Origin of the sequence: Paenibacillus sophorae, assembly GCF_018966525.1 — a bacterium.
GTDB classification, from domain to species: Bacteria; Bacillota; Bacilli; order Paenibacillales; family Paenibacillaceae; genus Paenibacillus_AQ; species Paenibacillus_AQ sophorae.
The window spans coordinates 1473265-1498447 of record NZ_CP076607.1 but is presented as its reverse complement, the minus strand read 5'-3'; the positions used below and the strand labels follow the sequence as shown (position 1 = coordinate 1498447).

At 48.7% G+C, this 25183-nt stretch carries 20 protein-coding genes; 5 read left to right on the top strand and 15 right to left on the bottom strand.

Translation table 11 applies throughout. The features are described from left to right. Positions 1-185: 185 nt before the first annotated feature. Positions 186-1730 carry a flavocytochrome c gene (locus KP014_RS07025; protein ID WP_036590899.1) on the top strand — a complete coding sequence of 515 codons (1545 nt, stop codon included), beginning with the start codon at positions 186-188 and terminating at the stop codon, positions 1728-1730. A gap of 170 nt (positions 1731-1900) precedes the next feature. Here the strand turns inward: KP014_RS07025 and KP014_RS07020 are convergent, their stop codons facing one another. Beyond that, positions 1901-2689 (bottom strand): nucleotidyltransferase domain-containing protein, encoded by a 789-nt coding sequence (locus tag KP014_RS07020; protein ID WP_036590901.1) that lies wholly within the window; start codon positions 2687-2689, stop codon positions 1901-1903. Between the two features lie 23 nt (positions 2690-2712). After that, positions 2713-3828: a slipin family protein gene (locus KP014_RS07015; protein ID WP_036590919.1), complete on the bottom strand. Its 1116-nt coding sequence runs from the start codon at positions 3826-3828 to the stop codon at positions 2713-2715. A gap of 595 nt (positions 3829-4423) precedes the next feature. Here KP014_RS07015 and KP014_RS07010 point away from each other — a divergent pair. Genes KP014_RS07010 through KP014_RS07000 form a run of 3 tightly spaced genes read left to right on the top strand, consistent with a single transcriptional unit; the run spans position 4424 to position 7536 of the window. After that, positions 4424-5734, top strand: coding sequence for a helix-turn-helix transcriptional regulator (locus KP014_RS07010; protein ID WP_036590903.1), 1311 nt, complete (start codon positions 4424-4426; stop codon positions 5732-5734). Next, positions 5721-6545, top strand: a complete 825-nt coding sequence (locus KP014_RS07005; RefSeq protein ID WP_036590904.1) for a WYL domain-containing protein — start codon at positions 5721-5723, stop codon at positions 6543-6545. Before KP014_RS07010 ends, KP014_RS07005 begins: the two co-directional genes overlap by 14 nt. A gap of 28 nt (positions 6546-6573) precedes the next feature. Continuing rightward, entirely contained in the window at positions 6574-7536 is a 963-nt protein-coding gene (locus KP014_RS07000; RefSeq protein WP_090834402.1) for a serine hydrolase domain-containing protein, read from the top strand. Positions 7537-7695: 159 nt separating this feature from the next. Here KP014_RS07000 and KP014_RS06995 read toward each other — a convergent pair whose 3' ends face one another. From KP014_RS06995 to KP014_RS06945, 11 genes are all read right to left on the bottom strand, one after another. Then, positions 7696-9294, bottom strand: coding sequence for a type I restriction-modification system subunit M (locus tag KP014_RS06995; protein ID WP_036587412.1), 1599 nt, complete (start codon positions 9292-9294; stop codon positions 7696-7698). A gap of 17 nt (positions 9295-9311) precedes the next feature. Next, positions 9312-10544, bottom strand: a complete 1233-nt coding sequence (locus KP014_RS28650; RefSeq protein ID WP_036587411.1) for a restriction endonuclease subunit S — start codon at positions 10542-10544, stop codon at positions 9312-9314. Between the two features lie 87 nt (positions 10545-10631). Next, on the bottom strand, positions 10632-13841 hold the full coding sequence (locus KP014_RS06985; protein ID WP_036587408.1) for a type I restriction endonuclease subunit R: 3210 nt from the start codon (positions 13839-13841) through the stop codon (positions 10632-10634). After that, positions 13838-14413, bottom strand: a complete 576-nt coding sequence (locus tag KP014_RS06980) for a restriction endonuclease subunit S domain-containing protein (protein ID WP_036587406.1) — start codon at positions 14411-14413, stop codon at positions 13838-13840. Before KP014_RS06980 ends, KP014_RS06985 begins: the two co-directional genes overlap by 4 nt. 207 nt (positions 14414-14620) lie before the next feature. Continuing rightward, positions 14621-16180, bottom strand: coding sequence for an IS1182 family transposase (locus KP014_RS06975; RefSeq protein ID WP_036587404.1), 1560 nt, complete (start codon positions 16178-16180; stop codon positions 14621-14623). Positions 16181-16520: 340 nt separating this feature from the next. Next, positions 16521-17090: an SF0329 family protein gene (locus tag KP014_RS06970; protein ID WP_036587421.1), complete on the bottom strand. Its 570-nt coding sequence runs from the start codon at positions 17088-17090 to the stop codon at positions 16521-16523. A 114-nt stretch (positions 17091-17204) separates the two neighbouring features. Next, entirely contained in the window at positions 17205-18194 is a 990-nt protein-coding gene (locus KP014_RS06965) for a tRNA dihydrouridine synthase (RefSeq protein WP_036587418.1), read from the bottom strand. 202 nt (positions 18195-18396) lie between these two features. After that, positions 18397-19974 carry a 23S rRNA (uracil(1939)-C(5))-methyltransferase RlmD gene (gene rlmD, locus KP014_RS06960; protein ID WP_090834403.1) on the bottom strand — a complete coding sequence of 526 codons (1578 nt, stop codon included), beginning with the start codon at positions 19972-19974 and terminating at the stop codon, positions 18397-18399. 25 nt (positions 19975-19999) lie between these two features. Further along, positions 20000-20890 carry a diacylglycerol kinase gene (locus KP014_RS06955; RefSeq protein ID WP_036603791.1) on the bottom strand — a complete coding sequence of 297 codons (891 nt, stop codon included), beginning with the start codon at positions 20888-20890 and terminating at the stop codon, positions 20000-20002. A gap of 146 nt (positions 20891-21036) precedes the next feature. Continuing rightward, positions 21037-21822: a sirohydrochlorin chelatase gene (locus tag KP014_RS06950; RefSeq protein WP_090834404.1), complete on the bottom strand. Its 786-nt coding sequence runs from the start codon at positions 21820-21822 to the stop codon at positions 21037-21039. 5 nt (positions 21823-21827) lie between these two features. Continuing rightward, on the bottom strand, positions 21828-22118 hold the full coding sequence (locus KP014_RS06945) for a YerC/YecD family TrpR-related protein (RefSeq protein WP_025333183.1): 291 nt from the start codon (positions 22116-22118) through the stop codon (positions 21828-21830). A gap of 362 nt (positions 22119-22480) precedes the next feature. On the opposite strand from KP014_RS06945, the gene KP014_RS06940 reads away from it, so the two are divergent. Further along, a complete protein-coding gene (locus KP014_RS06940) occupies positions 22481-23041 on the top strand; it encodes a hypothetical protein (RefSeq protein WP_036598290.1) in 561 nt (186 codons plus the stop codon). Positions 23042-23237: 196 nt separating this feature from the next. Here the strand turns inward: KP014_RS06940 and corA are convergent, their stop codons facing one another. Together corA and KP014_RS06930 are read right to left on the bottom strand one after the other, a co-directional pair. Then, complete coding sequence (gene corA, locus KP014_RS06935) at positions 23238-24197, bottom strand: magnesium/cobalt transporter CorA (protein WP_036600753.1); 960 nt, start codon at positions 24195-24197, stop codon at positions 23238-23240. Between the two features lie 81 nt (positions 24198-24278). Beyond that, positions 24279-25181: a response regulator gene (locus KP014_RS06930; RefSeq protein WP_036600755.1), complete on the bottom strand. Its 903-nt coding sequence runs from the start codon at positions 25179-25181 to the stop codon at positions 24279-24281. Between the last annotated feature and the right edge of the window lie 2 nt (positions 25182-25183).

Here is a 25183-nt window from a genome sequence, read left to right as displayed (position 1 = left end):
ATATGATGAACTAAAGAGGATAACGATGGAGATCGGGGACGTTACCGCGAAATAAGATTTGAAGTCCAGAGAATTAAGGCCACGCTGGCGCTGCTTCACTTCCAATTTCGTCCGTTACCCCCTCCTTTTTTGTTTGGTTCTTTCTTTCATCTGAATAAAGAGATTTAAAACTGGGGGTTAAAACAATGAAAAAGAAAGTATTACCGGCTCTTATTCTCGTTCTCTCGGTCCTGCTCGTTATCGCGGGATGCGGCGGCGGGAACGTGAGCAACAACACGGAGAACAAAGAAGCTGCTGGAGCAACTGCGGGACCAACAGCAGGAGCAACTGCGGAAGCAACTTCGGGAGCGTCCACAACCGAATATACGCCGATCGATCAACTGAAAGATAAATACGACATCATCATTGTCGGTGCAGGCGGTGCTGGTATGTCTACCGCACTTGAGGCAAAAGCCAATGGCATGAACCCGGTTATTTTTGAAAAAATGCCGGTTGCCGGCGGGAATACAACCAAATCCTCTTCGGGGATGAACGCTTCTGAAACGAAATTCCAAAAAGAGCAAGGCATTCAAGACAGCAATGATTTATTTTATGAAGAGACATTAAAAGGCGGTCATGGCACCAACGACAAAGAGATGCTTCGTTTCTTCGTTGACAATTCTGCAAGTGCTATCGATTGGCTGGATTCCATCGGTATTAAATTGAACAATATCACGATTACAGGCGGAATGAACGAAAAGCGCACACACCGTCCTGAAGACGGCTCCGCGATCGGACAGTACCTGGTCAAAGGTTTGGTGAAGAATGTAAGAGAACAAGGGATTCCGCTGTTTGTTAACGCCGACGTGAAGGAGCTTACGCAAGCAGACGGCAAAATTAACGGCGTCAAAGTCCTCTTCAACCAAACAGACGAAAAAACGATTGCTTCAAATGCTGTCGTTGTGACAACCGGCGGTTTCGGGGCCAACAAGGAAATGATTGAAGAAGTCAGACCGGATCTCAAAGGATATGTGACCACTAACCAAGCAGGCAGCACCGGCGACGGCATTAAGATGATTCTCAGCGTTGGCGGTACAACTGTGGATATGGATCAAATCCAAGTTCACCCGACCGTGCAGCAGGAAAAATCCTATCTCATCGGGGAAGCGGTTCGCGGCGAAGGCGCCATCCTCGTTGCCCAAGACGGCAAGCGTTTCGTAAACGAGCTGGATACCCGCGACAATGTCACCGCTGCAATCAATGCCCTTGCCGACAAATCCGCTTATCTGGTGTTTGATTCCGGCGTAAAATCCCGCGCCAAAGCGATTCAACAATATGAAAAAATGGGCTTTGTGAAAACAGCCGACACCATCGAGGCGCTGGCCAAAGAAATCGGTGTTCCGGCGGATCAGCTAAAAACGACACTGGATACATGGAACAACAGTGTGAAAAATAAAAAGGATGCCGAATTCGGCAGAACTACAGGAATGGACAACGACTTGTCCGCAGCGCCATACTACGCGATTAAGATCGGCCCAGGGATCCACTACACCATGGGCGGCGTGAAGATCAACACGAACACCGAAGTGTTGAACAAAGAAGGCAAACCGATTCCGGGCCTTTTCGCAGCAGGCGAAGTGACCGGCGGCTTGCACGGCCAAAACCGGATCGGCGGCAACTCCGTAGCAGAAATCATTATTTTCGGCCGCCAAGCAGGTATTAAAGCTGCTGAATTCGTAAAAGCACAATAAGATACGCTGAGTAAACAATAACCGCTTGGGCCTTGTGGTCCAAGCGGTTGTTTGTTTTTTGGGGGAGGCACCTGCGTCGGGTTGGCCCCTGACAAGCACGCCATTTATATTCTGATATGCCATAACATTATTTCACTCCTGTTATAAGAATGCCTTTCCAATCGTACTCATCACCTTTTCCCCCATACTTCCTTCAGCACGGAACGGAACAAATCATCAAGCCGCTGATCCTGGTTTCCATCGCCAGGCCGCATGCCCGGTGCCGTCCGCTCGTAATACGCTATTTTCTCTTCCAAATAATCATTGATCGGGTTGATTCTTGGTTCGTAATCCATTTCGTCGCCCGCTCTTTTACGGACCAGCAGCCCGTCAATAACCGCCTTTAATTCGCTTCCCGCTGGCACAAGCTCCTGGGCCAGACGATCAAATTCAATCGGGGGCATGGTGTTGTATTTCTCGATCCATTCACATGCCAAAATCGGGCGGAGAACATAGAAATACTTTTTGATCTTGACCTGGTCCCCCTGAAGATAGTCGCGGTAGTTTCCCTTGGCCATATGCAGATAGTGATGGATACATGATCTTGGAGAAAAGGTTAAAGGAGAGATCCGGCGGATTTGCTCGGTTATCGCGCGGTTCTCCCTGTATACAATCGGAGATTGGAGCCACTCAAGCAGGGGCGGGTTCGACTTGCGAAACAGGTTCAAGGCCTTTCTCAGATCCCACCCGTTGATGTCCAGCATGTCACTTATCGGCCGTTCGATGACATCCCGCTTCTCAAAGATTGATAAGTACCAGTCTACCGGTCTAACATAGAGAAATCTTACGTCGTAGTCGCTATCCTTTGAAGGGAACCCCCATGCACGGCTGCCTGATTCGCAGGCATACAGGATCCGAACGTTTTCTTCACGCTCGATGCGTTCAAGCACAGTTAAGATTTGTTGATGGTAACTGCTCATATGAAACCCACCTTTAATGCTTATTATTTGCTTGCTGCCTTCTTCTCACCAAGCAAAGAGCTCAACCGTTCCAACAGGTCTCCGCCGCCCGTTAAAGAGATGGACCCGATTTTCTCGCATATTTTCTCGAGGAATTCCAGCTCTTTCAGCCGGAATAACGTCTGATTCTCGTCCATCAGCTTCGCGGTATTAAGCAAACTTCGGGTCGATGCCGTTTCTTCCCGGCGGGTGATTAGATTCGCCTGGGCCTTCTTCTCCGCCAGCAGGACGGTGTTTAGGATATCTTTCATTTCACCCGGTAAAATAACATCCTTCACCCCCGCACTAAGGAATTGCACTCCGAACTCTTCACTCTTCTCACGTAAACGGGACAGTATGAACGACGCAACGTCCTCTTTCCGTTTTAAAAGATCGTCCAATTTAAGAGTTCCGATATATTCCCGAAGCATCAGCTGAAGCTGGATATGAATTTGCTCGTCGAACGATTTCATTTCCAGAGCACGTACTGGCTTTACGATCTTGAATTGGCAAACGAAGTTCAACCGCAGCGAAACTTTGTCTTCCGTCATGATTTCTTGGCCGATGAGATCCATTTGTTGTTGTCTTAAATCAATCGTCTTTACCATAACCGAAACGGGACCTCTCCAGAAGAAGTACTTGCCAGGAGAAAGCTCTCGTTGTAAAACGTGATCATAAAACAAAAATCCGGATTCATAACTCGCGATTTCATAGGAGTGCGTATTGGCTGTGAGCTTCGGTATAATCGAACGGTCTATCTCGACAGGCAGTTCAGGTTGTCTGATATCCGTATGCAAAAAGGAATGTTTTTTAAGTATGTTCCAAAAGGCGTAGACACCAGGCTTAAGCAGTTGTACGAATTGCCCGGCCTCGTAATGCAGGACGTATTCGTGGTCTTGCACTCGTACGATATCGAGCTCTCGCAAGAGGTCTTCATCCTGAAGGAACAACTGCAAATCTTTACCCTCTACAACGAACGGTTTCGCGATATTCAACACCACAACTGTGGGTTGTGACCACAATAAATAGTGATAGGTCCCCGGAATCAGCTTTTTTACATAACTTCCTTTATGAAAGAGCAAACCACGCTGGTCAGCTTGAATCGTTACTTTTTTAAACATATTCGTTACCCCCTTAATGGTTCGACCATTGGATTTAGAATCCCCTGCGGTTCCGGCGGAATCTCGTTTTAGATAAGCGATCTGCCAGGGATTTTTAAGGACATTTGAATCAGGAGGGTGACCCTGCTTCAGCCATCCTTCTTCCTCTTCCATCCTAAAAAGCCTCCCGGAGTTTCGCTCCACCGGTATCCACGGATTACAAGGCCTTACTGCAGTGCGCTCAAACTAGCCGCCAGGGATTCTATCCTTTGGTCCTTTGTTCAAATTTTCGCTCGATTGAAAGTCGAGTGCTCTACCAGAATCGCTCACTAGGCGATTGGGGAATCGAACCCCAAATAGTGGTTTCTTACCGATCCGATCGTACAGGATACCGTAACCTAGCAGGCACGGCACTGCGGGATAAACCGATATCCCGGCCTCGTTACGACCGTCCGAATAAGAACCGATTTATGATGAATACAGGTTCTATAATCGCTCATTTCAGTCAGAACGAACATGGTAAAAGTATTACGACCCGGTATAAACTTTTCCATTTGACCCAAATCCCCCCCCTGATACAATGAATGTAGAGGTCTCATTTGAACGGGGGATTATTTTGGCTAAAGAGAGCTTTGATAAAGAGATCCAATTCCTTCGTATGCTTGTGCTGACAAGCGGCGCATTCAGCAGACAGCAGTTCGCAGAACGACTGGGCATTTCCGTACATACCTTTGATAAAACGATCCGGCGGCTCAAGGACGTGATAAGTTCCATGCACCAGCATTTACCGCAGGAACAGAGCGCCGAATTATCCGAGACGATTCGCTTCAGCTATTACGACTCCACCGATCCTCTGCTGCTGTTTCTGTTTCGGGCCAAATCGGTCAAAGAATCCGAAAGCCAGAGAATCTCGCTGCTGTTAGGCGCGATGAATGAACAGACGATGTCTGCCATGGAGCTGCTGGATATGTGCTGCGACAGTCTGCCACCAGGCCTTCCGCTGCCTGACGAGAAGACGATTCGGTCGGACCTGAAATACCTGGAAGAGGTTGGCGTCATCCTTAAGGAGCCGGGACCACGCCCCTACCGGTATCGCATTCAAGATGACCTGGTCCGGAGCTTGTCGGATGAGGAGCTTATCGATCTGTATGATTTTGTGGATGTGATGGCGAACACGCAGGTGCCTTCCGTTCAAGGCTATCTGCTGCGGGACGGACTGAAGAAACACCTTCTGAGGGGTGAATTTGAGCAGCACGCGACCGAGCCATTTTTATATAAGTATCACTATTACTCCCGGATTTTGGATGAGGCGCATCTATTCACACTACTTCATGCCATCCGTCACTGCCGCAGAGTCCGGTTTCTCTATTTCTCGCCAAAGTCCGAAAAAAGCTATGCCTCCAAAAACACCAACCCCTTATTTGAAAGGGAAACGAAGGCCAAGGCGGAAAAGACGCTTCCGCTAAAAATCGTCTACGATCATCAGTATGGACGGTGGTATTTACTTTCCCATGGAAGAGAGGGAATCCGGAAATACCGGATGGAAGGAATCACGCAAATCGAGGAAGATGAATCGGTGCCTGAAGCCTGGTTTGAGGAGAAGAAGAGTGAGCTGGAAGAAAAGCTGCGGTACAGCTGGCTGATCGATACGGGCAAGCCGGTGACGGTGCGGGTGAGATTTTACAATCCGGGAGATTCCGAGCCCAACTTCGTAAAAGAAAGAGTTCTGCTGCAGGGACAGTGGGGCCAGATTGTGTTTGAGGACGAGTATTCTTTTATTTATGAAATTACGGTAAACGGGACGACCGAGATCAAACCGTGGCTGCGAAGTTTCGGGTCCAGCTGCGAGGTTCTTGAGCCCATTCGATTCCGCCGGGAAATGATAGCCGAATGGAAGGAGATCCAGTCTTACTATGAATCTGTTTGAGAAAATCTTTAATCACCAGATCATCTCCCGCCTGGAGGATTCCGGAACGTTCATGGTCACCTCACACGAGCGGGCATGGCTGAAGACTATGCTGGAGCATCCGGCCGCGGCCGAGGCTTTCACCTTGGACACCTTGAACAAACTGCGTACGATTCTCGAACCCGACCCTTTGATGGATACCTCCAGCCACCTGATTGAAAAAGCCCGCAGCATGGAGAAACAGGTCTATCACCCGCTCCTGCGAACGCTGCGCCGGCACATTTTAAATAAGACCGGGGTTCGTTTAACCTACGCAATTAAGAGCGGGCGCGTGAACAGCGATCAACCGGGCGTTCCTTACAAACTGGAATATTCCATGGTCAAAAGAGAATGGTACCTGCTCTGGTATCATCTTCGGCATCGTACCTTCATGACCACCAGACTGAAGAACATCCACTCCGTCACGGCGGAGCCTATTGAGCCATCGATGGCCGACGGCATTTTCCGAAAGATTGGAAGGATGCTGGATTCTCGAAAATCCGAAGCGGTTATTGAAATCGTCCGCGATTATAACGAAGAGCTGTCCCGGATTCTATACGCCTTCTCCAGCTTCGAAAAAGATGTGGAGTATGATTCTGATAATGATACTTACACAGTCAGAGTCTGCTTGCTGGGGGATGACTTCGAGTATCTGCTCTCCAAAATCCGTTTCCTGGGCAAACGGGTACGGGTAGTTGAAGGCGATTATTTAAAAAGACGTATGCTGGAAGCCTCGACGAAGGCTTTGGAGCGATATGGAGTGATTTCGGAGGGCGAGGAGTTATCCTCGTAATTCACCAGTATCCAACAAGGAGGCCGTTATGATAAATATATCCGGGCTGTCTGCCGCCATCGCCCCGCTCGATCTGCGCAGCTGCCTGATCAGCCAAAGCCGCCATCTGCAACATGAGCATTACCGGGATGACCGCACACGCGGGGAACTGGCCCGCATCAATTCCTGCACCAAGAGCCTCCTGTCCGCTTCCATCTGTATCGCGATGGATCAGGGAATCGTCCCGCCTGCACATACGAAGCTGAGCGATTTCTTCCCTCAGCTCACCCGGGACCACGATCCCCGCAAAGCGGAGATTACGCTGGAGCACCTGCTGACGATGACCGCAGGCTGGGACTGGGATGAGTTCGGCGGGCGCAACTCTTTTCCCAAAATGACCCGCTCTCCCCATTGGGTTCAGTATGTGCTGGAGCAGCAGCTGGAGAACACTCCCGGTACACGCATGGTGTATAACTCCGGTAATTCCCAGCTGCTGTCAGCGATTCTCGTCATGTGCTCCGGCATGAGCACCGCGCAGTTCACCGAACAGCATCTGCTGCGCCCGCTCGGCATCGAGGAATATGAATGGGAGCAAGACCCGCAAGGCGTCCATACCGGAGGCTTCGGCATGAAGCTGCGGCCCATCGATCTGTGGAGATTCGGCCAGCTGTACCTGCAGCAGGGCATGTGGGAGGGACGGCAGCTGATCTCACGCAGCCTGGTGCGACGGTCTGTCAGCCCTGCCGTCGGCACCGGGCCGCCCCGCCGCGGTAGCTACGGCTGGCATTGGTGGACTGACCGCTTCCCGGACGCCGTGCCGGGCGTCGCAGTGCCGGATGCAGCTTCGAACGCCGTGGAGTATTTCTATGCCCGCGGCTATGGCGGACAATTCGTTTATTGTCTTCCTGAGCTGGACGTCGTGGTTGTCATCACCCAGGACCAGCAGCGCCACAAGCGGAACCCCATCGACGTGTTCCGCGAGAGTATCGCGCCTGTGCTCGTGCAGGGCTGAAGCACGCAAATAAGGCTGTGCCAAAGGATCGTTTCATGATCCTTCGGCACAGCCTTATTCTTGTGAGCCAGGTTTACAGCCCCGGTTTCCGTTTCGTGTTCCAGCGGAGCCTGGAAAAAAGAGTCAAGAAATAATATCTTCGACTCTTTCTATCAATTTCTACACAATGATCCCCAAGATTCTCAACTGTTCATTGATCTTAGCCTCAAGATCAGCGATTTCTTGTTTGTCCTGCTCTAATAGCTTAATCACTTCATCCAGGTCAATGGTTTCTTCTTCTTCAGATGTATTCACGTAACGAGGGATATTTAAGTTAAACTCGTTTTCTTTGATTTCTTCAAGGGATGCCACATGAGCGTATTTATCAACATCCACACGATTTCGGTACGTTTCAATAATTTTGCTGATGTTGTTATCCGTAAGTTTATTTTGATTCTTGCCTTTTTCAAATTCTTTGCTGGCATCGATAAACAAGATGTCTTTTGTTTTACGATTTTTTTTGAATACTAGAATCGTAGTCGGGATGCTTACACCATAAAACAAGTTGGCAGGCAAACCTATAACGGTATCAAGGTAGTTTTTCTCAATGATGGTTTGGCGAATCGCACCTTCTGCTGCACCACGGAACAAGACACCGTGCGGTAATACTATCGCCATGGTCCCCGTATCATTCAGATGATACAAGCTGTGTAAAATGAATGCGTAATCTGCCTTGGTTCTAGGAGCTAGTTTACCGTATTCGCTAAAACGTGGATCTTTCAGTTTCGTTTCGCTGTTGTCCCAATGAGCAGAATAAGGAGGATTCGCAACCACGGCGTCAAAAGAGCGCGGGTGGTCAATTCCTTTTGCATCCGGTCCATCAGGCCAATCGCTTTCAAGCGTGTCAGCATTAGACAGCGTCATGTTGTTAAATGAAACACCATGCATCATCAGGTTCATACGAGCCAAGTTGTATGTTGTCGTATTCTTTTCTTGACCAAAGAATTTAATCGCCCCTGGTTTATCACCATTAGGCAACTCCCCTTGAACGGTTAACAGCAATGATCCAGATCCACAAGTCGGGTCATACACCGCAAAAGTCTTATCCGATTCTGCTACACCGTCCGTTACGATTTTAGCCAAAATGATAGAAACTTCATGCGGCGTGTAGAACTCTCCACCTTTCTTACCTGCGCTTGCTGCAAACTGACCGATTAGATATTCATAGATCGCGCCAAGAATATCTTTGCCATCTTCACCTTTATAATTAATACCATCAACAAGCTTTACAATCCGGTTAAGTGATTTCGCACGTTCATTTGTAGAGGAACCAAGCCGAGAGTCTCCAAGATTGATGTCGTTAAACACGCCACGAAAATCCTTCACAGCTTCTTTGTTTAATTCAGCGTTCTTATTGAAGTTGTCAAAAATCGTTTGATAATCACTTGGAATGACCATACTGTTATCGATTTTTTCAACTAAAGATGCCCATGTATCAAGCGGTGCAATGGCATAGCCTAAGCTTGCAGAAATATCCTCCAGGTAGTCATTCAAATCGTCACCCTTCGCTTGTTCTAAATAGGCTTTATTGATCGACTCGCCTTCGGCAATATCAAGAACATTATTTTCGACTAAATATCTTTCTTGATGTTCAGACAGATAACGATAAAACATAAAGGCTAGAATGTAGTTCTTATATTCTGAGGCGTCCATATTTCCTCGAAGCTCGTTTGCCATTGCCCACAGTTTTGTTGTAATGGTCTGTAGATTATTACTCATGTTGTTATTGTCCTCCCTTAGACAAACATTTGTTGTAGTAATGATTTCTTCTGTTGTTGCAGGTGTTCCAGCTCACGCTGATGAAGGGTGATGAGGTTGTCTAGCTCCTTAAAGAATGTACCAACTTTACGTTGTTCATTAAGTTCTGGTACTGGAACTTTCATCTCCATTACTTTGTTCTTAGATATGTTATATCGTGAAACACCTTGAGCTAGGAACATAAATTTCTTTCGAATCTCTGGTGAACGTAACATGAATGCCAGATAATATAAGTCAAATTCTACTGTCGGTCTGTAACCAAAACAGAAGCTGTTAAGGTACACATTCTCAGTGTTTTCAAGCCATACAGACGACATTCCAACTTCTTCTGGTGTTTCGGATGAAGTTGTAAAGAACACATCGCCATACTTAACTTGGTTTTGTTTGTCATCAATTTCAACACTCTCGACACCATTCGGATCGGAAATCACATTACCAAAGACATTGACATAAGTGACAAATTGGGCATTACCATGTCCAAAATCTTCTTTAGTTTTACCTGACAATCCAGTGAATGTATCCCCCACTTCCCCCAGCTCACGCTGTTCCCAAGCGTCAGTGAATCCAGGGAAACGAACTTCAGGAAAATCTTCACCATTTTTCGGAAACATTTTTTGAAGCAACCCGGCCTTCAAATATTTCACGTTATTTAACTTACGCTGAAGAAGGGCGATGAGGTTGTCGAGTTGGGTGAAGAAAGCTGTAATTTTCTCCTGCTCGGGCACAGAAGGTATGCGACACAAAACGTTAATAAACGAGTCCCAATAAAGTCTTTTTCTAAAGTCGGTGACTCCATAAGAGAGATTATCCATCTGAATAATCGTTTCATCTCGGCGTAAACAATAATCCATGAACAGAGGGTAAAGCTGTGCACTGGGCGTAGCTGTAATATATGCAGGACTTACCATTCCTTCTGACTTTACGACTCCGATTGCCCCTTGCCACGCACGCATCATGTTAAAAACAAGATCACCAAAATAAACATGTTTATATAGAGACTTATCTTCGCTTCTGCGCACTTTTTTCCCTAAAGTATCACTGTCTAATTCTTCGTTTGAAATACCATGATGGATGGAAACGGAAAGAATCTGTAACGAATCGTTCCCTTGTTCTTTCCGCTCTGTGTATAATTCCCCCAACTTCCACTGTTCCCAAGCATCATTGAACCCCGGGAACCTTATTTTTGGTACATTAACTTTGTCTTCGCTCATTTCTGCTCTCCTTGAATGTTCTTTAAATCTTTATCGAAATCGAAACGATTATCTAATTTGATTCTTAAGATAGCCGTATTGACCAGTCTACCTTTCTGCGAATTCATCCGCTAGTTCGTAAATCGCGTCGCGCAAACTGTTTCGATATTTAATTTTAGATAATGACTGCACTTCTGCATCATGAGCTAGTGTCGTATAGTCAGCGCTTGCTTGAGCGATGATGTCACGGATTTGACCGGTATCATCCAGGTCCTGCAAGCCGTAGCGATGGCGGCTAAACAACTCACGCATCCCGGCACTAGTGATAATATCCGCGATTCCCCACTTCACGCGGAAGTCAAGAAACATTCGATCAAGGCTAACATTGTGCGCTTGCTGGATGATCTGTTCACTGTCACTTAGCTTCACCGGATACTTGAAGTTAGAACCTGCAGGCGGGAAGTGACCTTTTATAATTGCAGTAGCCGCACTCATAATCTTGGTCGCATAGTTGCGATCATCCAATCCATTCGCAAATTGGTTGATTTTCTCCTGCGTCTCTTTGGCTTCCTCCTTCTTACCTTCGTGAACCTGGTTCAATAGTTGTTCTACGAGTTCAGTAAGATAATCATAGTCTACTTTAACATCCTTCACGTGTGTCATCCGCAGTTCGATTTGGTATAGAGGAATTTTCTTCTCCTTTGCAATATGTGACTTTAGTTCATTGGTTAAGACGGTTGTCAACATGACTTCCTGCTCTGCAGTCATCCCTAACTTCTCTATTAGTTCATCCGGATTATCATAATTAAATCCGACCTTTGCGCCATCAACGTCTTCGGGATCGTATTGCTTTAATTTGGCCATTCCTCGGTTATATTCACGGAGCAAATCAAGCATCTCGTCCTTCTTCTTTTCAGATGGGGGTAACTGTTGAAATCCCGTCGTTAAGCTGCTTAATTTTCCAACAACTTGTTTCACTTCATTAAACACTTCTTCAAATGGTTTGGCAATGATCCCGTCTTCTTGATTAGACTCGCGTTGTTCATCAACAGACAAGATAGCCGAGTTTTTATTCGCATAAACAGCAAGCGCTTTATTCATCAGCTTCTCGTTTTGCGCTGGCCATCGGTAATTAACCACACGTCCCCATGGTTTCTCTTGCATATCTGCAATACGGTTCGTTCGTGAATATGCTTGAATTAAACCTGCACCCTTCAAGGTTCGATCTACATAAAGCGTGTTCAGTTCAGGCGCATCAAATCCCGTTAATAATTGGTCCACTACGATCACCAAATCGAGGAATTTCTTATCTGTGGCTGATTTATTTAAGCGTGAAGTCACGTCTTGCGTGTAGCCGGAAACATCATCCATTCCAAAAGCTGTGCCAAATTCAGCATTATAAGCTTTGATGGCATCGTCTAAACCTTGATTTGTGGCGAGCATGCTATCGTTATTGGATGAATTTTGACTGAACGTAACGGCAACTTTTAAAGTCTGTCCGCCGTTCTTCTTATTCTCTTCATTGACACGTTGAAACTCATAGAAATACATCATCGCCATTGGCGTGCTTGCTTTACCGCCGCCCACGTGAGTTGTAAACAAAGCATTATACTTGCCTTCATTAGAACGGTTACGCCAGTTTTTGAAGATATCCTCAACGACAAGCCTAATATGATCCCGATTTTCATCATAGAAGCTGGGTTCCACCGCATCATCCATATCTTCCTGAGAGAGATGACTAATTTTGTCTTGAATCTGTTCTTCGGTCCATTTTGGATAACGTTCACGGTAAAATTCAGGAAGATATTTTTCTTTCATCTGCTTCTCATCAATCGTTGTCTCGAAATCGACCTTGAAGCCTAATACATTCCGGTCAGCAATCGCTTCACGAATGGTATAAGCATGTAATAGTGGACCAAAAATTTCTTCAGTTCGAAGCCCAGTGGTGGTTTCATCAAACATCGGTGTTCCGGTATAACCAACCCAGGCTGACCTCTTAAAGGCTTTCTGGATATTATCGAAAGAGTCGCCACCTGTTGAACGGTGTGCTTCATCCACGATAAACACGATATTCTTGTCTGGAGCTTGAAAAGACTTGCGTTTCACCAACGTATCCAGTTTTTGAACGGAAGTCACAATAATGCTGTTGTCTTTACTTTTAAGCTTGCGACTCAAATCGGTTGAATTATTGGTGTTTTGAACGCTGCCAAGTGTGTCTTCTGTCGCATCCGGGTCGTAGGCTTTATAATGTTCATTGGTTTGCTTGGTTAAGGCAATTCGGTCCACGACAAAGACAACCTTATCCACTTTAGGCATACGACTTGCAAGCCATGCCGTCTTGAAGCTCGTGATGGTTTTACCTGATCCGGTTGTGTGCCAGATATAACCAATCTTATTTATACCGAATTCAAAATCAGCACGTTTCAAGCTCTCGATCACGTTTTGTGTCGCATACACTTGATAAGGACGCATCACTTTCAGCATTTGTTTGTTCTTGGTTCCATCCAAAATCATATAGTTGGTAGCCATTTGATGCGCCATTGGAATGGAAAGCATGGAATCCGCAAATTCCTTCCAGCTGCGTACGATCGTATTGTCACTCTTGCGTTGCCAATTAAACGCGAAGTCCTTATTAAATTTATCTGGTGTCGTATTTGCCATATACTTCACATTGTTTGGTGTTATGGCCACCAGAATTTGCAAGGTCGAGAAAATATCACGGTACTGATTTTCATCAGCATATTGCTTCATTTGATTGAGAGCTTCATTTACATCACGCGTGTCACACTTTTCTTCAATCTGAATAATCGGCAGACCGTTAATCAGAAGAGTCGTGTCAAAACGGCGATTTTCTTTCCCCGTGATCACTGCTGGTCGCTTAATTTGATTAACCACTTGATAAACGGTATCTCCTGCTCCTATTTGCTTTTGATCAAAAACAGTAAGAAATACATGACGCCCATCGTCCAAGTCTATCTCGATTTGCGAAACCCCGTTTAAACCATACAAGAACTGCCCCGCTTCGTAAGGTGTCTGAATGCTCGAGATTATTTTCTTAACTTGATTAAATTCCACAACACTTAAAGGATGTTCTAGCGTGTTCTGATTGTGTTGTTCCAGGATAGCTTTGAAGTTATCCCAGAGTTGTTCTGTAGTTTTAATATGGGGTTCATATTTCCAATGTTTTGTTTTTACTATGTAATCCACATTTGATTCATTGACAACAAAATTGCTTATCCCTTCGAGATGTTCTGATTTTATAATTGCGCCACTTGTAAGGTATTGAATTAATTCGGTTTCAAATTGATTCTCGGTCATTTACGGCTTGCCTCCCTAAGCTTTTCCAATGCTATAGTAGTTTCTGATTTTGCCGCTCTATTTCTTAATGCCTCCAACCGTAATTGGTTAAAATAAAGCTCACCGATCAACCGCTGCTTGTCTATCGTTGGCAAATTCGGCAACTCAAGTTCTTTTACTTGCTTCAGCGTATATTTTAGAACCTGAGAGCCCTGCAACCCAATTTGAAACTGCTTCTTGATGGATTGATCTTCATTAAGCAAGAAAACCAGATATTGTGAATCAACCTGATTACCAGCCACTAACTTGACGTAGTTTTGCGTGTATAGATACCCCTGATGCTTCACACCAACGATAGTAGATTTTCCCGATATCAAACTGAAAACAACGTCCCCTTGACATAGCGTATTGACCTTATCAAAGGTCCGCACTTGTTTACCATCACTACCACTAGAATCAATACCAACCAAATCCCCTTCCAGATCGGGTTGTCCATAATAGGTGTAGAGTGGCGCTGTATTATCAGGTGCTTCTTTTATTCTAAACTGCGGCGAACCACTCACAAACTCAACTACATCCTCTAGTCTTGCCATATTAATTCGTGCCTTTCTAAAATTAAATTTTATTCATATTTAAATTCTATCAGATATTTTTTGGAAACGCAACGTTATAAAAATTAATTTCGATAAATTACGTTTTTATGTAGAAAGGAGCTGTCCCATAAGTAGATTTTCAAAGTCAGAGACAGTTCTTCTTCATTCTAGAAAACGCAAAAAGTCAGCAAAACAGCGATTCTCCGGTTATTGGAGAATCGCTGTTTTGCGTTTTTGGTCCACTGCGGCTTGTTTTAGTACATTATGGGCAAGGGAAAGCCACCCGACCTCAAGCGTCACTTTCTCCATGCCGCGAAGCAGAAATCGCCGGAAGCCCCGGTTGTTTTTCAGTTGTCCAAATACACTTTCGGGCTCCGTCATTCGACGTACGGCCAAGGCGTAACCTTCCTCACTTCGCAGAATTTCCCGAGCCTGTTTCTGATACCGCAGTCGTTCCAAACTGATGACCATTTCCCGATTTCCTGCCGCTTTTGTACAACGTTCCTTCAGCGGGCAGCCGTCGCAGTTTTGGCTTCGGTAATGACGTTTGCGGATTTCATAACCGCTCTCTAAGCTTTCCTTGCTTTCTCTGCGGAAATGCAGCGTTTGTCCGGCGGGGCACGTCCACCTATCCTCGGCTTCGTCGTACGTCCAGTTCTCAATCTTTCCGACATTCTCTTTCCAGGCTTTACTTTTCTCTTTATGGTAGCTGCCGTATTTCACCACAGCTTGAATCTCTTCCTTTTCCAGGTAGGCGTAGTTTTCTTCACTGCCGTAGCCTGCATCTGCAATGACCGTCTGTGGGAATTTCCCAAGCATCTGCCATGCCTTTTCCATATGCGGCTGTAAGCAGCGAGTGTCTGTCGGTCTTTGGTGGAGACTGTAGGCCAAAATAAACTGATTTTCGGTCCCAATCTGTACATTGTAGCCGGGTTTGAGTTGACCATTCCGCATGTGGTCTTCCTTCATCCGCATGAAAGTTGCATCCGGATCTGTCTTACTGAAGCTATTCCGGTCGCCAAGTAGTGTTTGGTACCGTTCGTACTTCAGCAGCCTTGGCAGCAAATCCTTGCGAAGCTTCCGAACGGCTTTTTTCAGAGGCTTGTCTTTGGGTTTCTCCAATAGCTGGGCTTCAAGTTTCTGCGCTACTTGTTCTAGTTTCTCGCTGCTCATCTCGGAAGACTCGCCGAGTTCAGCAAGGTCTCTTCCCTGGTATTCGCGTTCTTCTTGGTTCTCTGCCGCTTCGATGTCAGCGAACAGGGCATGTACGTTCTCTTGCAGTTTGGCCTTGTGTTTGCTGACAGCTTTGCCCCATACAAAAGTGTAGCGATTGGCGTTCGCCTCGATTTTGGTTCCGTCCACAAAGTAATGCTCCAGAGAAACGTATTTTTCGTCAGCCAGAAACTGAAGCACGGCGGCAAATACCTTTTCGAGGACGTTCTTTATTCGCTGGGAACGGAAGCGATTAAGGGTGCGGAAGTCTGGTCGCTGCCGTCCGGCCAGCCACATGAAGGGAATGTTCTCCCGCACGGCTTTGGCGATTTGACGAGACGAATAGATTCGCTGGGCGTAGGCATAGATAATGACTTTGGTAAGCATTTTAGGGTGGTAGCTGTCGCGGCCACCGCCGGGATAGGCAGCGTCAAAGATGGCGTCGTCGAGCCGATTCACGGCTGCGTTAACGACACGAACGAGGTGATGTTCTGGAATGTCTTCTTCCAGATCCATTGGCAAGCAAAGTTGGTCCATGGTATATTGAATGTACAAAGAGATCGCTCCTTTTGAAATGGTTGGGTGGTACCTCCATTTTACCAAAAGAGCGATTTCTTTTTTTGCGTTTTTAAGAAACTGTTCCGCTTAAAGCAGCGGAGAGGACGGAACGATTGTGGAAAAGCGGCAGCGGTCGCCTTTGTGTCCGGATTTTCACCGTTAAGGAGAATGAAAAAAATCTGGGCACAACAGCGATTGGAACAACGGTCCGTTCGCGGAGCGTCCACACCAAGCACTCACGTCGATCCTGCTCTAAACATGAGGGGTGCCCCAAGCAGCCATTTCATGGCTTTTGGGACACCCCCTTTTGTTATCGTATCCAGTATGAAATCTCCCATCACAGCATACTGCGCCGCAATTCATAGAAATACTGCACAGCCGGATGCTTCAACATCATCTTCTCGGACATGTTTACGATCCGCTTTTTCCCAACCCTTCGGTCCACCAAAGCCAGAATGTTCAATAGGATATCATTGCTCTCCAGGCTCTCCTCTACAGGGGTAGTTAAGAACTTATTAGCCACCACGATAAAATTGGACTTACTTAATGAAGCCTGTGCGGACAAAAGCTCTTTAGCATGTTCTGAACTTTTTCTGCTTCTGGCCATTACGATTAGACGATCCTCCGGCACCGGCCCCTTGGTACTTGTTCTGACCGTTTCAATGTCGTCATTGGTAACAGGAATCTGAATATCGGGATCATTCTTAATTTCCAGCTCCGTTTGATACCATCTGATGGAGTTCGTTTTATCACTCATATTGAGTACGTTCTTTTTATCTACCGTTATATAACAAATCCCTGATTTATCAGGTAAATAGCGGTAACCGGGTGCGCGGTATTCTACCCTTCCATTTAACACAGGACAGAGAAAGCTCTCTAGTTGTTGCTTCAATTTGCTCCAGGACATGTAATCCCTCCATATAAAAACAGAGGACGGCTTGTTGGCTCCGGGTTGGTCCCCATCCCCATCCATCCGATCCTCCATTTTTTTACGTCTCTTTTTTATTATTTACGTCTCTTTCTATATTCCACGTTCCTCTGCCCCGTCATGCTCCTTACTCGCAAATTCATCAAGCAGCGCACGCACTTCACTGGTGGACTTGGTGTTCATTAAGGTATTTCTTAATTCACTTGCCCCGCGAAATCCGCGGACATATATTTTAAAGAATCGTTGAAGCGGGCTGAACGAACGCGGCCCCAGCGCCGAATATTGATCATGGAGATCCAGATGCAGCCGCAGCAAATCAAGCAATTCCTCGCTGCTGTGATCCTTCGGCTCCTTCTCAAAAGCAAATGGATTATGAAAAATACCGCGCCCAATCATAATACCATCCACACCGTATTGCTCAGCGAGCTGCAAGCCGGTCTGACGGTCAGGGATATCCCCGTTAATGGTCAGCAGTGTATCTGGTGCCACCTCATCACGAAGTTTCTTAATCTCCGGAATCAGTTCCCAATGAGCATCTACTTTACTCATTTCCTCTCTTGTCCGCAGATGAATGGACAGATTAACAATGTCTTGTTTCAAAATATGGGTTAACCAGTCGCGCCATTCGTCTACGGCACTAAAACCGAGCCTTGTTTTTACGCTGACAGGCAGTCCCCCGGCTTTTGCGGCCTTGATGATATCCGCTGCGATTTCAGGACGGCAGATCAGGCCGCTTCCCTTTCCATTCTCTGCTACATTTGCTACAGGACAACCCATATTAATGTCGATGCCTTTAAACCCTTCTTTCGCCATACCGATGCTCATTTGACGAAAGTATTCCGGCTTATCTCCCCAGATATGAGCTACAATGGGCTGTTCATCCTCTGTAAAAGTCAAACGCCCGCGCACACTATGGTTCCCTTCCGGGTGACAATAACTTTCTGTATTCGCAAACTCCGTAAAAAACACATCCGGTCTGGCTGCTTCACTTACGACATGGCGAAAAACAACATCCGTCACATCTTCCATGGGCGCCAGTATAAAAAAAGGTCGTGATAAATCACGCCAAAAGTTATCTGTCATATCAAAAACCTTTCTATGAATATCAGAACAAATCTTTATCCCGAAATGGTAAACTAACCTGTTCATGCCGTTACTTCTTCTTCACTTACAGCATGTAAAAGCAAAGTATATCATAACCCCGAGAGAAGCATACTTACCCAATATATTCAAAAAAGAGGGGGCGCCCCCCTCTTTCAAAAAATCCGCCAATACATCTCAACTATTAGTCTTTCCTGACCAACAGTGAGCAACACTCCACATGAACCGTCCACGGAAACATATCAACCGGCTGCACCTCCACCGTCTTATACCCACCATCCTCCAGCACACGCAAATCCCTTGCCAGGGTGGACGGGTTGCAGGACACATACACCACCCGCTCCGGCTTCATTTCCAGGATCGTCTCCAGCAGGTGGGGATCGCAGCCTTTGCGCGGGGGATCGACGACGATGACGTCGGCGGTGATGCCCTGCGCTTTCCAGTTCGGGATGACGTCCTCGGATGCCCCAACCTCGAACACCACATTCTTCATACCGTTCAGTTCAGCGTTCGACCGCGCATCCTCGATGGCTTCAGAAACGATCTCTACGCCATACACCCGATCCGCATGCTGCGCAAGGAACAGCGAGATAGTACCAATGCCGCAATAGGCGTCGATCACAGTTTCCCTGCCTGTCAGTCCCGCATACTCCACCGTTTTGCCATACAACACTTCGGTCTGTGCCGGATTCACCTGATAGAATGAACGCGCCGAAATAGCGAACTGCACATCCCCGATGTAGTCATAAATGACATCTCTGCCCCACAACACGCGGGTCTCGTCGCCAAAAATAACGTTCGTCCGCTGCGTGTTGACGTTCTGACAGATGCTCACGACATCCGGAAGCTGCTCACGGATGCTGCCGATCCAGGCATCAACATGCGGGATATCCCGTCCGTTGGTCACCAATACCAGCATCATTTCGCCCGTACGGAACGCCTTCTTGACGATGACATGCCGCAGCAGGCCGCGGCCGGTTTCTTCATTATAAGCGGAGATGCCAAGCTCCCGGCCGATCCGCTTGACCGCCGACACCACAGCGTCGTTATGCTCATGCTGAATCAGACAGGTCTCCATGTCGATGATCCGGTGGCTGCCGCGCGCGTAGAAGCCGCCAATCAGCCCGCCGTCGGCAGCGCCGATCGGCACCTGGGCCTTGTTGCGGTAGCGCCAGGGCCCGTCCATGCCGAGCGTGGGCCGCACGACGATACCGCCGCGACGGGACACCTCGCCCGGAGCGGCATTCCCTCCCTGCGGCGCTCCCGCCAGCACTTCCGCGTCCGCTTCACCGCCGCCCTCACCCGGCTCCCCGATCCGCTTCCGTTCGCGTAGCGCCTCTCCGTCCGCCTCACCCTTCATCACATCCAACTTCCCAATCCGCTCCAGGTTGTCCACTACAAGCTGCCGCTTCCACTTTAGCTGAGCGGCGTAGTCCATATGCTGCAGCTGACAGCCGCCGCACTGGTCATAGATCGGGCAGGGCGGCGCGATGCGGGAAGCGCTTGCCTCTACAAGCTCCAGCAGCTTGGCGTATCCGTACTGCTTCTTCGTCTTGAGCACCTTCGCCCGGACTTTCTCTCCGGGAAGCGCCCCCTGCACAAAAAGGGTATAGCCCTCTACCCGGCCTACCCCTTCGCCTTCATGCGTCATGCCGATAATATCGAGCACGACCTCATCGTTTTTATTTACAGGCAGCCCGGCGGCGACTCCCGCCGAACTGTCCCGGCGGCCTTGACGGCGGCCGCTGCGGTTATTATTCATTCGCTTGGTTTCACTTCTTTCATAACTAGGTATTCTGCGCGAATATCCGCAAATGCTGGGGCAGTATCCGGAAATGGCCCGGAAGCGTGCCGCCCAGCTCTCCATCCAGGTTCAACTGAACATGACCGGGAGAGGTCACTTCCATTTCATTCGTGCGGAAATACACGACTTTCTTATCCTGCAGATGCTCGCCGCGCAGCGCCAGGGTGACCAGGCGGATTAATTCGGCGAGGTTGCATTTCTTCAGGGCGATGACATCGAACAGCCCATCGTCGATCCGCGCATCGGGGGCGAGCTTCTCGAACCCGCCGACGGAATTTGTATTGGCAATCAGGAACAGCATGAACTCGTCATGGATCAGCTCCTGCCCGCTTGCGCGGATCACCAGCTCCGTCGGGGACAGGCTGGCCATTTTCTCGATTCCTTTTAAATAATAGGCGAGCTGTCCCATCATAGTCTTCAGCCTGCTGGGCACTTCGTATGTCAGCTCGGTCAGCGTGCCGCCGCCGGCAATATTGATAAAATAGCGGTCATTGGCTTTGCCAAGATCAATAAGACGCGACTGCTGCTGAATAATCAGATCACAGGATTCTTCCCAGTGCTTCGGAATACCCATAGCGCGCGCAAAATCATTTGTGGTTCCCAGCGGAAGCACCCCGAGAGGAGGAAGGTTCGGCTTCTCCGCCATCCCATTAACCACCTCATTCAGCGTACCGTCACCGCCGGCCGCAATAATGAGATCGTATCCGCGATTCACCGCATCGGCCGCCGCCGCTGTCGCATCGCCTTCTCCCGTCGTTGCATGAGTGGTAGCCTCAATGCCGCCCTGGTCGAGACGGTCCAGAATATCGGCAAGCCTTCTCCTCATTTCTTCCCGCCCGGAGGTTGGATTATATATTAATCTCGCAGTTTTCATTCCGGAACTTCACCCGTTTCTTTATTAAACACTTAACTGATTATACCCAATTCTGGAGGGCACAATCAATATATGTGGGCAAGAGAGGAAAAAGCACATGAGGATTGCGGTTATACCAGCAGCACGATTTACGGATCAGGTACGGTTTACCGGCCCGTTTCACTTTCTCCTCCGCGCAGCCTTTTCAGCATCTCCTCCACTTGAGCCGCGATAAAGTGCGGCAGCAGCGGGTGTGGCAGCAGCGTTTTTCCGGTATATTTATAGATTAATCCTTGGAGCCTCCCCGGAATGACATTCTTGGTAAAGTAGCCTTCACTTAAAAAAATCGGCGCGACCAGCACCTCATGCCCCTGTTCACGCCAGTACCGTACCTTATCGCCTACACTGTCCGGACTCAGCAGCGCATAATCCGCCGCCGCAATGCCGCTGACCTTGCGGACGCATTCCGCCAGCGAAGACATTCCCCGTTCCCAGCGCTGGCGGAAGCCGGCATGCACGCTTCCGTGGCCGACCAGCAGTATCGTCTCTCTGGCGGGATTAACCGACAGCTCCCGGATCTTATCCCAGACCATGACCGCGATATCCGGATCGTCGTCGACGGGGTCGCCATAATGAACGCGAGCTGTTACTCTAAACCGCTCAAGATCGGTCTCTTTTTCCGGTTCATCCTTGGCCCCGAGCGCATAGGCTATCTCATCAACATGGGTGCTACCCGACGAGACGAACAGCGGGATGACCAGAATATCCGTAACGCCCTGCCCTTCCAATGTATCGATCCCGTCCTGAATGGAACGCCCTTCCACCAGCTCCAAAAAAGAAACCGCCACGGGAAGATCTTCCCGCAGCGATAATTCACTTACCCCTTCATCTACGATAGCCACCCAGGACGTATCGCGCGAACCGTGACTGATGATGAGCACGCCCGGGTTCATCGGTGTCAGCGCCCCAAGCGTTCCAGCGTCAGCTTATAGCCGTCATTACCATAGTTAAGGCACCGTTTAACCCGCGAGATGGTCGCCGTGCTCGCACCTGTCTCCGCTTCAATCTGGTTATAAGTGCAGCCTTTGCCCAGCATACGCGCAACCTCAAGGCGCTGCGAGAGCGACTGAATCTCGTTCACCGTGCACAGGTCGTCAAAAAATACATAGCATTCTTCCATATTTTTTAAAGTTAAAATGGCTTCAAACAGTTGATCGATACTTTTATCGTTTAGCTTCTTCAGCTGCATAATTAATCATCCCCTAATGTGGCTTACTGCCTTTACTATATTGCACCAGAGCGCTTTTTTCAAGCATTAACGATTTCACGCTGTAAAGAACGAAAATGACGGACAATTGTCCACTCCATACGCACAAAATGTTAACATCCGCTGCTTCCAGTCCCGCTCTCCCATCTATCAGCACCATTCCTATCTTACTGCATCAGGGCATCAAAAACAAAGCCGGACAAGGATTATTCAAGATTTCCCCGGCTGCTGGGCGTCTGCCCTTTTCCGCTCTTATCCCTGTTATCCCGGGCATCCGTCCATACCTTATGTTCGCCCATGACATACAGTATAGCAAAAATAACCGACAAAGGAATGTGATATCAATGCCTCAGCATTACTATAATCATTCCCATCGGAGCAGCCGCGCGTTGGCTGACCCGTTCAGTTCTTCTCCCTACCCCGGCATCAATACTTACGTGCAGGTACCGGGACCCGGAGGAGCAGGCGCATTCTCCCCTTTGGGAGCGGAAACAGCCGAAACCGCTCTTGCGGCTCCGGCAGTAACGGAGGCGGCTACAAAAGGTGGAGGACTGCTCGGAAACCTCGGCGGGCTCGCCAACCTGGGGAATATGGATCAGATCAAAGGCATTATCGACCGCATGGGGGGAATCGACGGGATCGTCAGTTCCGTGGGCAAAGTACAGAAGGTGATGCAGGGCTTTCAGCAGATGGCTCCGATGTTCAAGCTCGTTATGGGCAGCATAGGCAAAGGAAAAGGGGCGGGTGCGCTTGGCGCAGCGACCGGCCTGCTCGCGGCGGAAGAAGATTCCGCATCCTACAAGCCTCGCCGGCGCAACAAAAGGAGCGCCCCGAAGCGCCGCAAATCGGGCTCTTCGGGGCGGCGGCGTTCGGGTTCGTCCTCCGGCAAGCGGCGCCGCAAGTAAGCGGCGCCGCCTTAAGCTCTGGCGGCAGGGGTCGTCATTTGGGCCGCAGCCGCCAGAACCATTTCGTACTTAAAAGACGGCTCAGCCGTTTCTTCTTACATTGATAAGTTTTGGGGCCCCGCAAAGTACCTGAGTTACCTTTAGCCAAGGCCTCAATTTTATGGGGCTATGTATGATCCTGTCCTCCACCACCCCGCTACTTAAACCAGCCCCGTCTTCGAAACCACAGCACCATGCTTACGCCCAGCAGCAGCATAATCATCAAGACAAGGGGGTATCCGTAGGCAAAGTTCAGTTCAGGCATTACATCGAAATTCATACCGTAAATGCCGGCAATCAGCGTCAAGGGCATGAAGATCGTTGTGATTACCGTCAGCGTCTTCATAATCGAATTCATCCGGTTGGAATTCAGCGATATGTAGCTGTCACGCAGGTCCGCCGTCATTTCCCTGTCGGCTTCGATCATATCGGTCAGCTTGAGCAGGTGATCGTAAATGTCGCCGAAATACATACGCTCTTCCGCGTTGCTCTGGATATGCTGGGAATTGAGAATCCGGTACATCAAATCCCGCATCGGCACAATCGTCCGGCGCAGCTTCAAGAGACGCCCGCGAACATCGAATACCTGGGACAGCAGCTCCTCCACCGATTCACGGCCCCCCCGGCTGTCCAGCTCCGCAAGCTCGTCCTCAATCATATACAGGCTTGGAAAATAGTTGTCCACCAGCTTGTCCATCACAGTGTAAGCCGCCAGCATCGGACCTCCGGACCACCCCTTCCGGCTGTGGAGTTCCTTTACAACCCGATCCCAGGCTTCTTCCAGCTCAACCTGCTCGTGAAGATGATAAGACACGAAGATCGATTTGCCGACAAACAAATCCACCTCTTCCGCGCTCAGTGTCGTCTCATTCAGCGCATGCAGCACAAAAAACTGCACATCCTCGTAATAATCGAGCTTCGGACGCTGAAGCACATGTATGCAGTCCTCAATCGCCAGTGGATGAAAGTGAAAATAGGTATCCAGCAGTATCGTCTCATCCGAGGTCGGTTCCGAAAAATCCGCCCATATCCATTTGTAATCCTCCAAGTTGATTTCAAAAAGTGGCTTATCCATCAGCACTTCCCCCTGATGGGTAACCGCCAGTGTCCGTATCATAATCCTCCTGCCCTCCTCCAGTTGCCCTGCTTTCATCATTGTACAGCAGGAATAGCCCCTGCCCAAATTCGGGAGGGGATTTCAGCGCCCCAGTCCTTCCTGAAGCTCCAGAGCCATGACCTGCAAAAATTTGCGGATATTCACTTTGGCCTTGCCGGATTCCCGGCCCTGGTCAATTTCCTTCATCTTGGCTCGCACATCTTCGAAATCGAAGTAAAGCGGCGCGTAGTATTCGAATTTGGGATGGCTGTAATCGGTCAGACCGATGGAGGCCAGATGCGTCAGCCCGGTCGCCAGCGCTCGCCGCAGCCGCTGCTCGATGGCCTTCGTTTCCTTGGCAATGTCGCTTGTGCCCTCTTTGTATCTGGCGGCCACTGCCTCGTACAGCTCCTTAAGCGGGGGCAGCGTTCCCGCATCCTCCCGTTCCATCAGAATTTCCATGATCGCTGTAATATCGCGGCTGCCGCTCTCGCCGATCATGCCCATGTTCATCAGTATCGGCTGAACGGCATCCTTGACACTACGCCGGGCCGGAATAGCAGGAGCCCCTCCGAACTGAAGCCCCTCCAGCTTCTCTAAGCTTGATTTGATTTCGTCCAGATAGCGGCTCATGGCATAACGCTCGTTCACCCTGCGCAGCACGGTCTCCACCTCAATCCGGTTAATCGGCTTGCGGATGAAGAATTCGATGCCGCTTTCATACGCCCTTCCGACCATATCCTGATTCTCGATCTGCGAAATCATGACGAACTTGGACTTGCAGCCCTGCGCCTGCAGGGAGCGGATCGTCTCGATCCCGTCCTGGTCGGGCATGAGCAGATCCATCAGCACAATGTCGGGCGACTCTTCCAGAATAAGCCTGACGCCTTCCTGGCCGCCTTCGGCTGTCCCCGCCACTTCGCCAAGCCCGCTCTCCTCGATAATATGCTGCAGCATTCTTCTGGCGCTCCGGTCATCGTCAACAATACAGAAAGATAACGGCATGC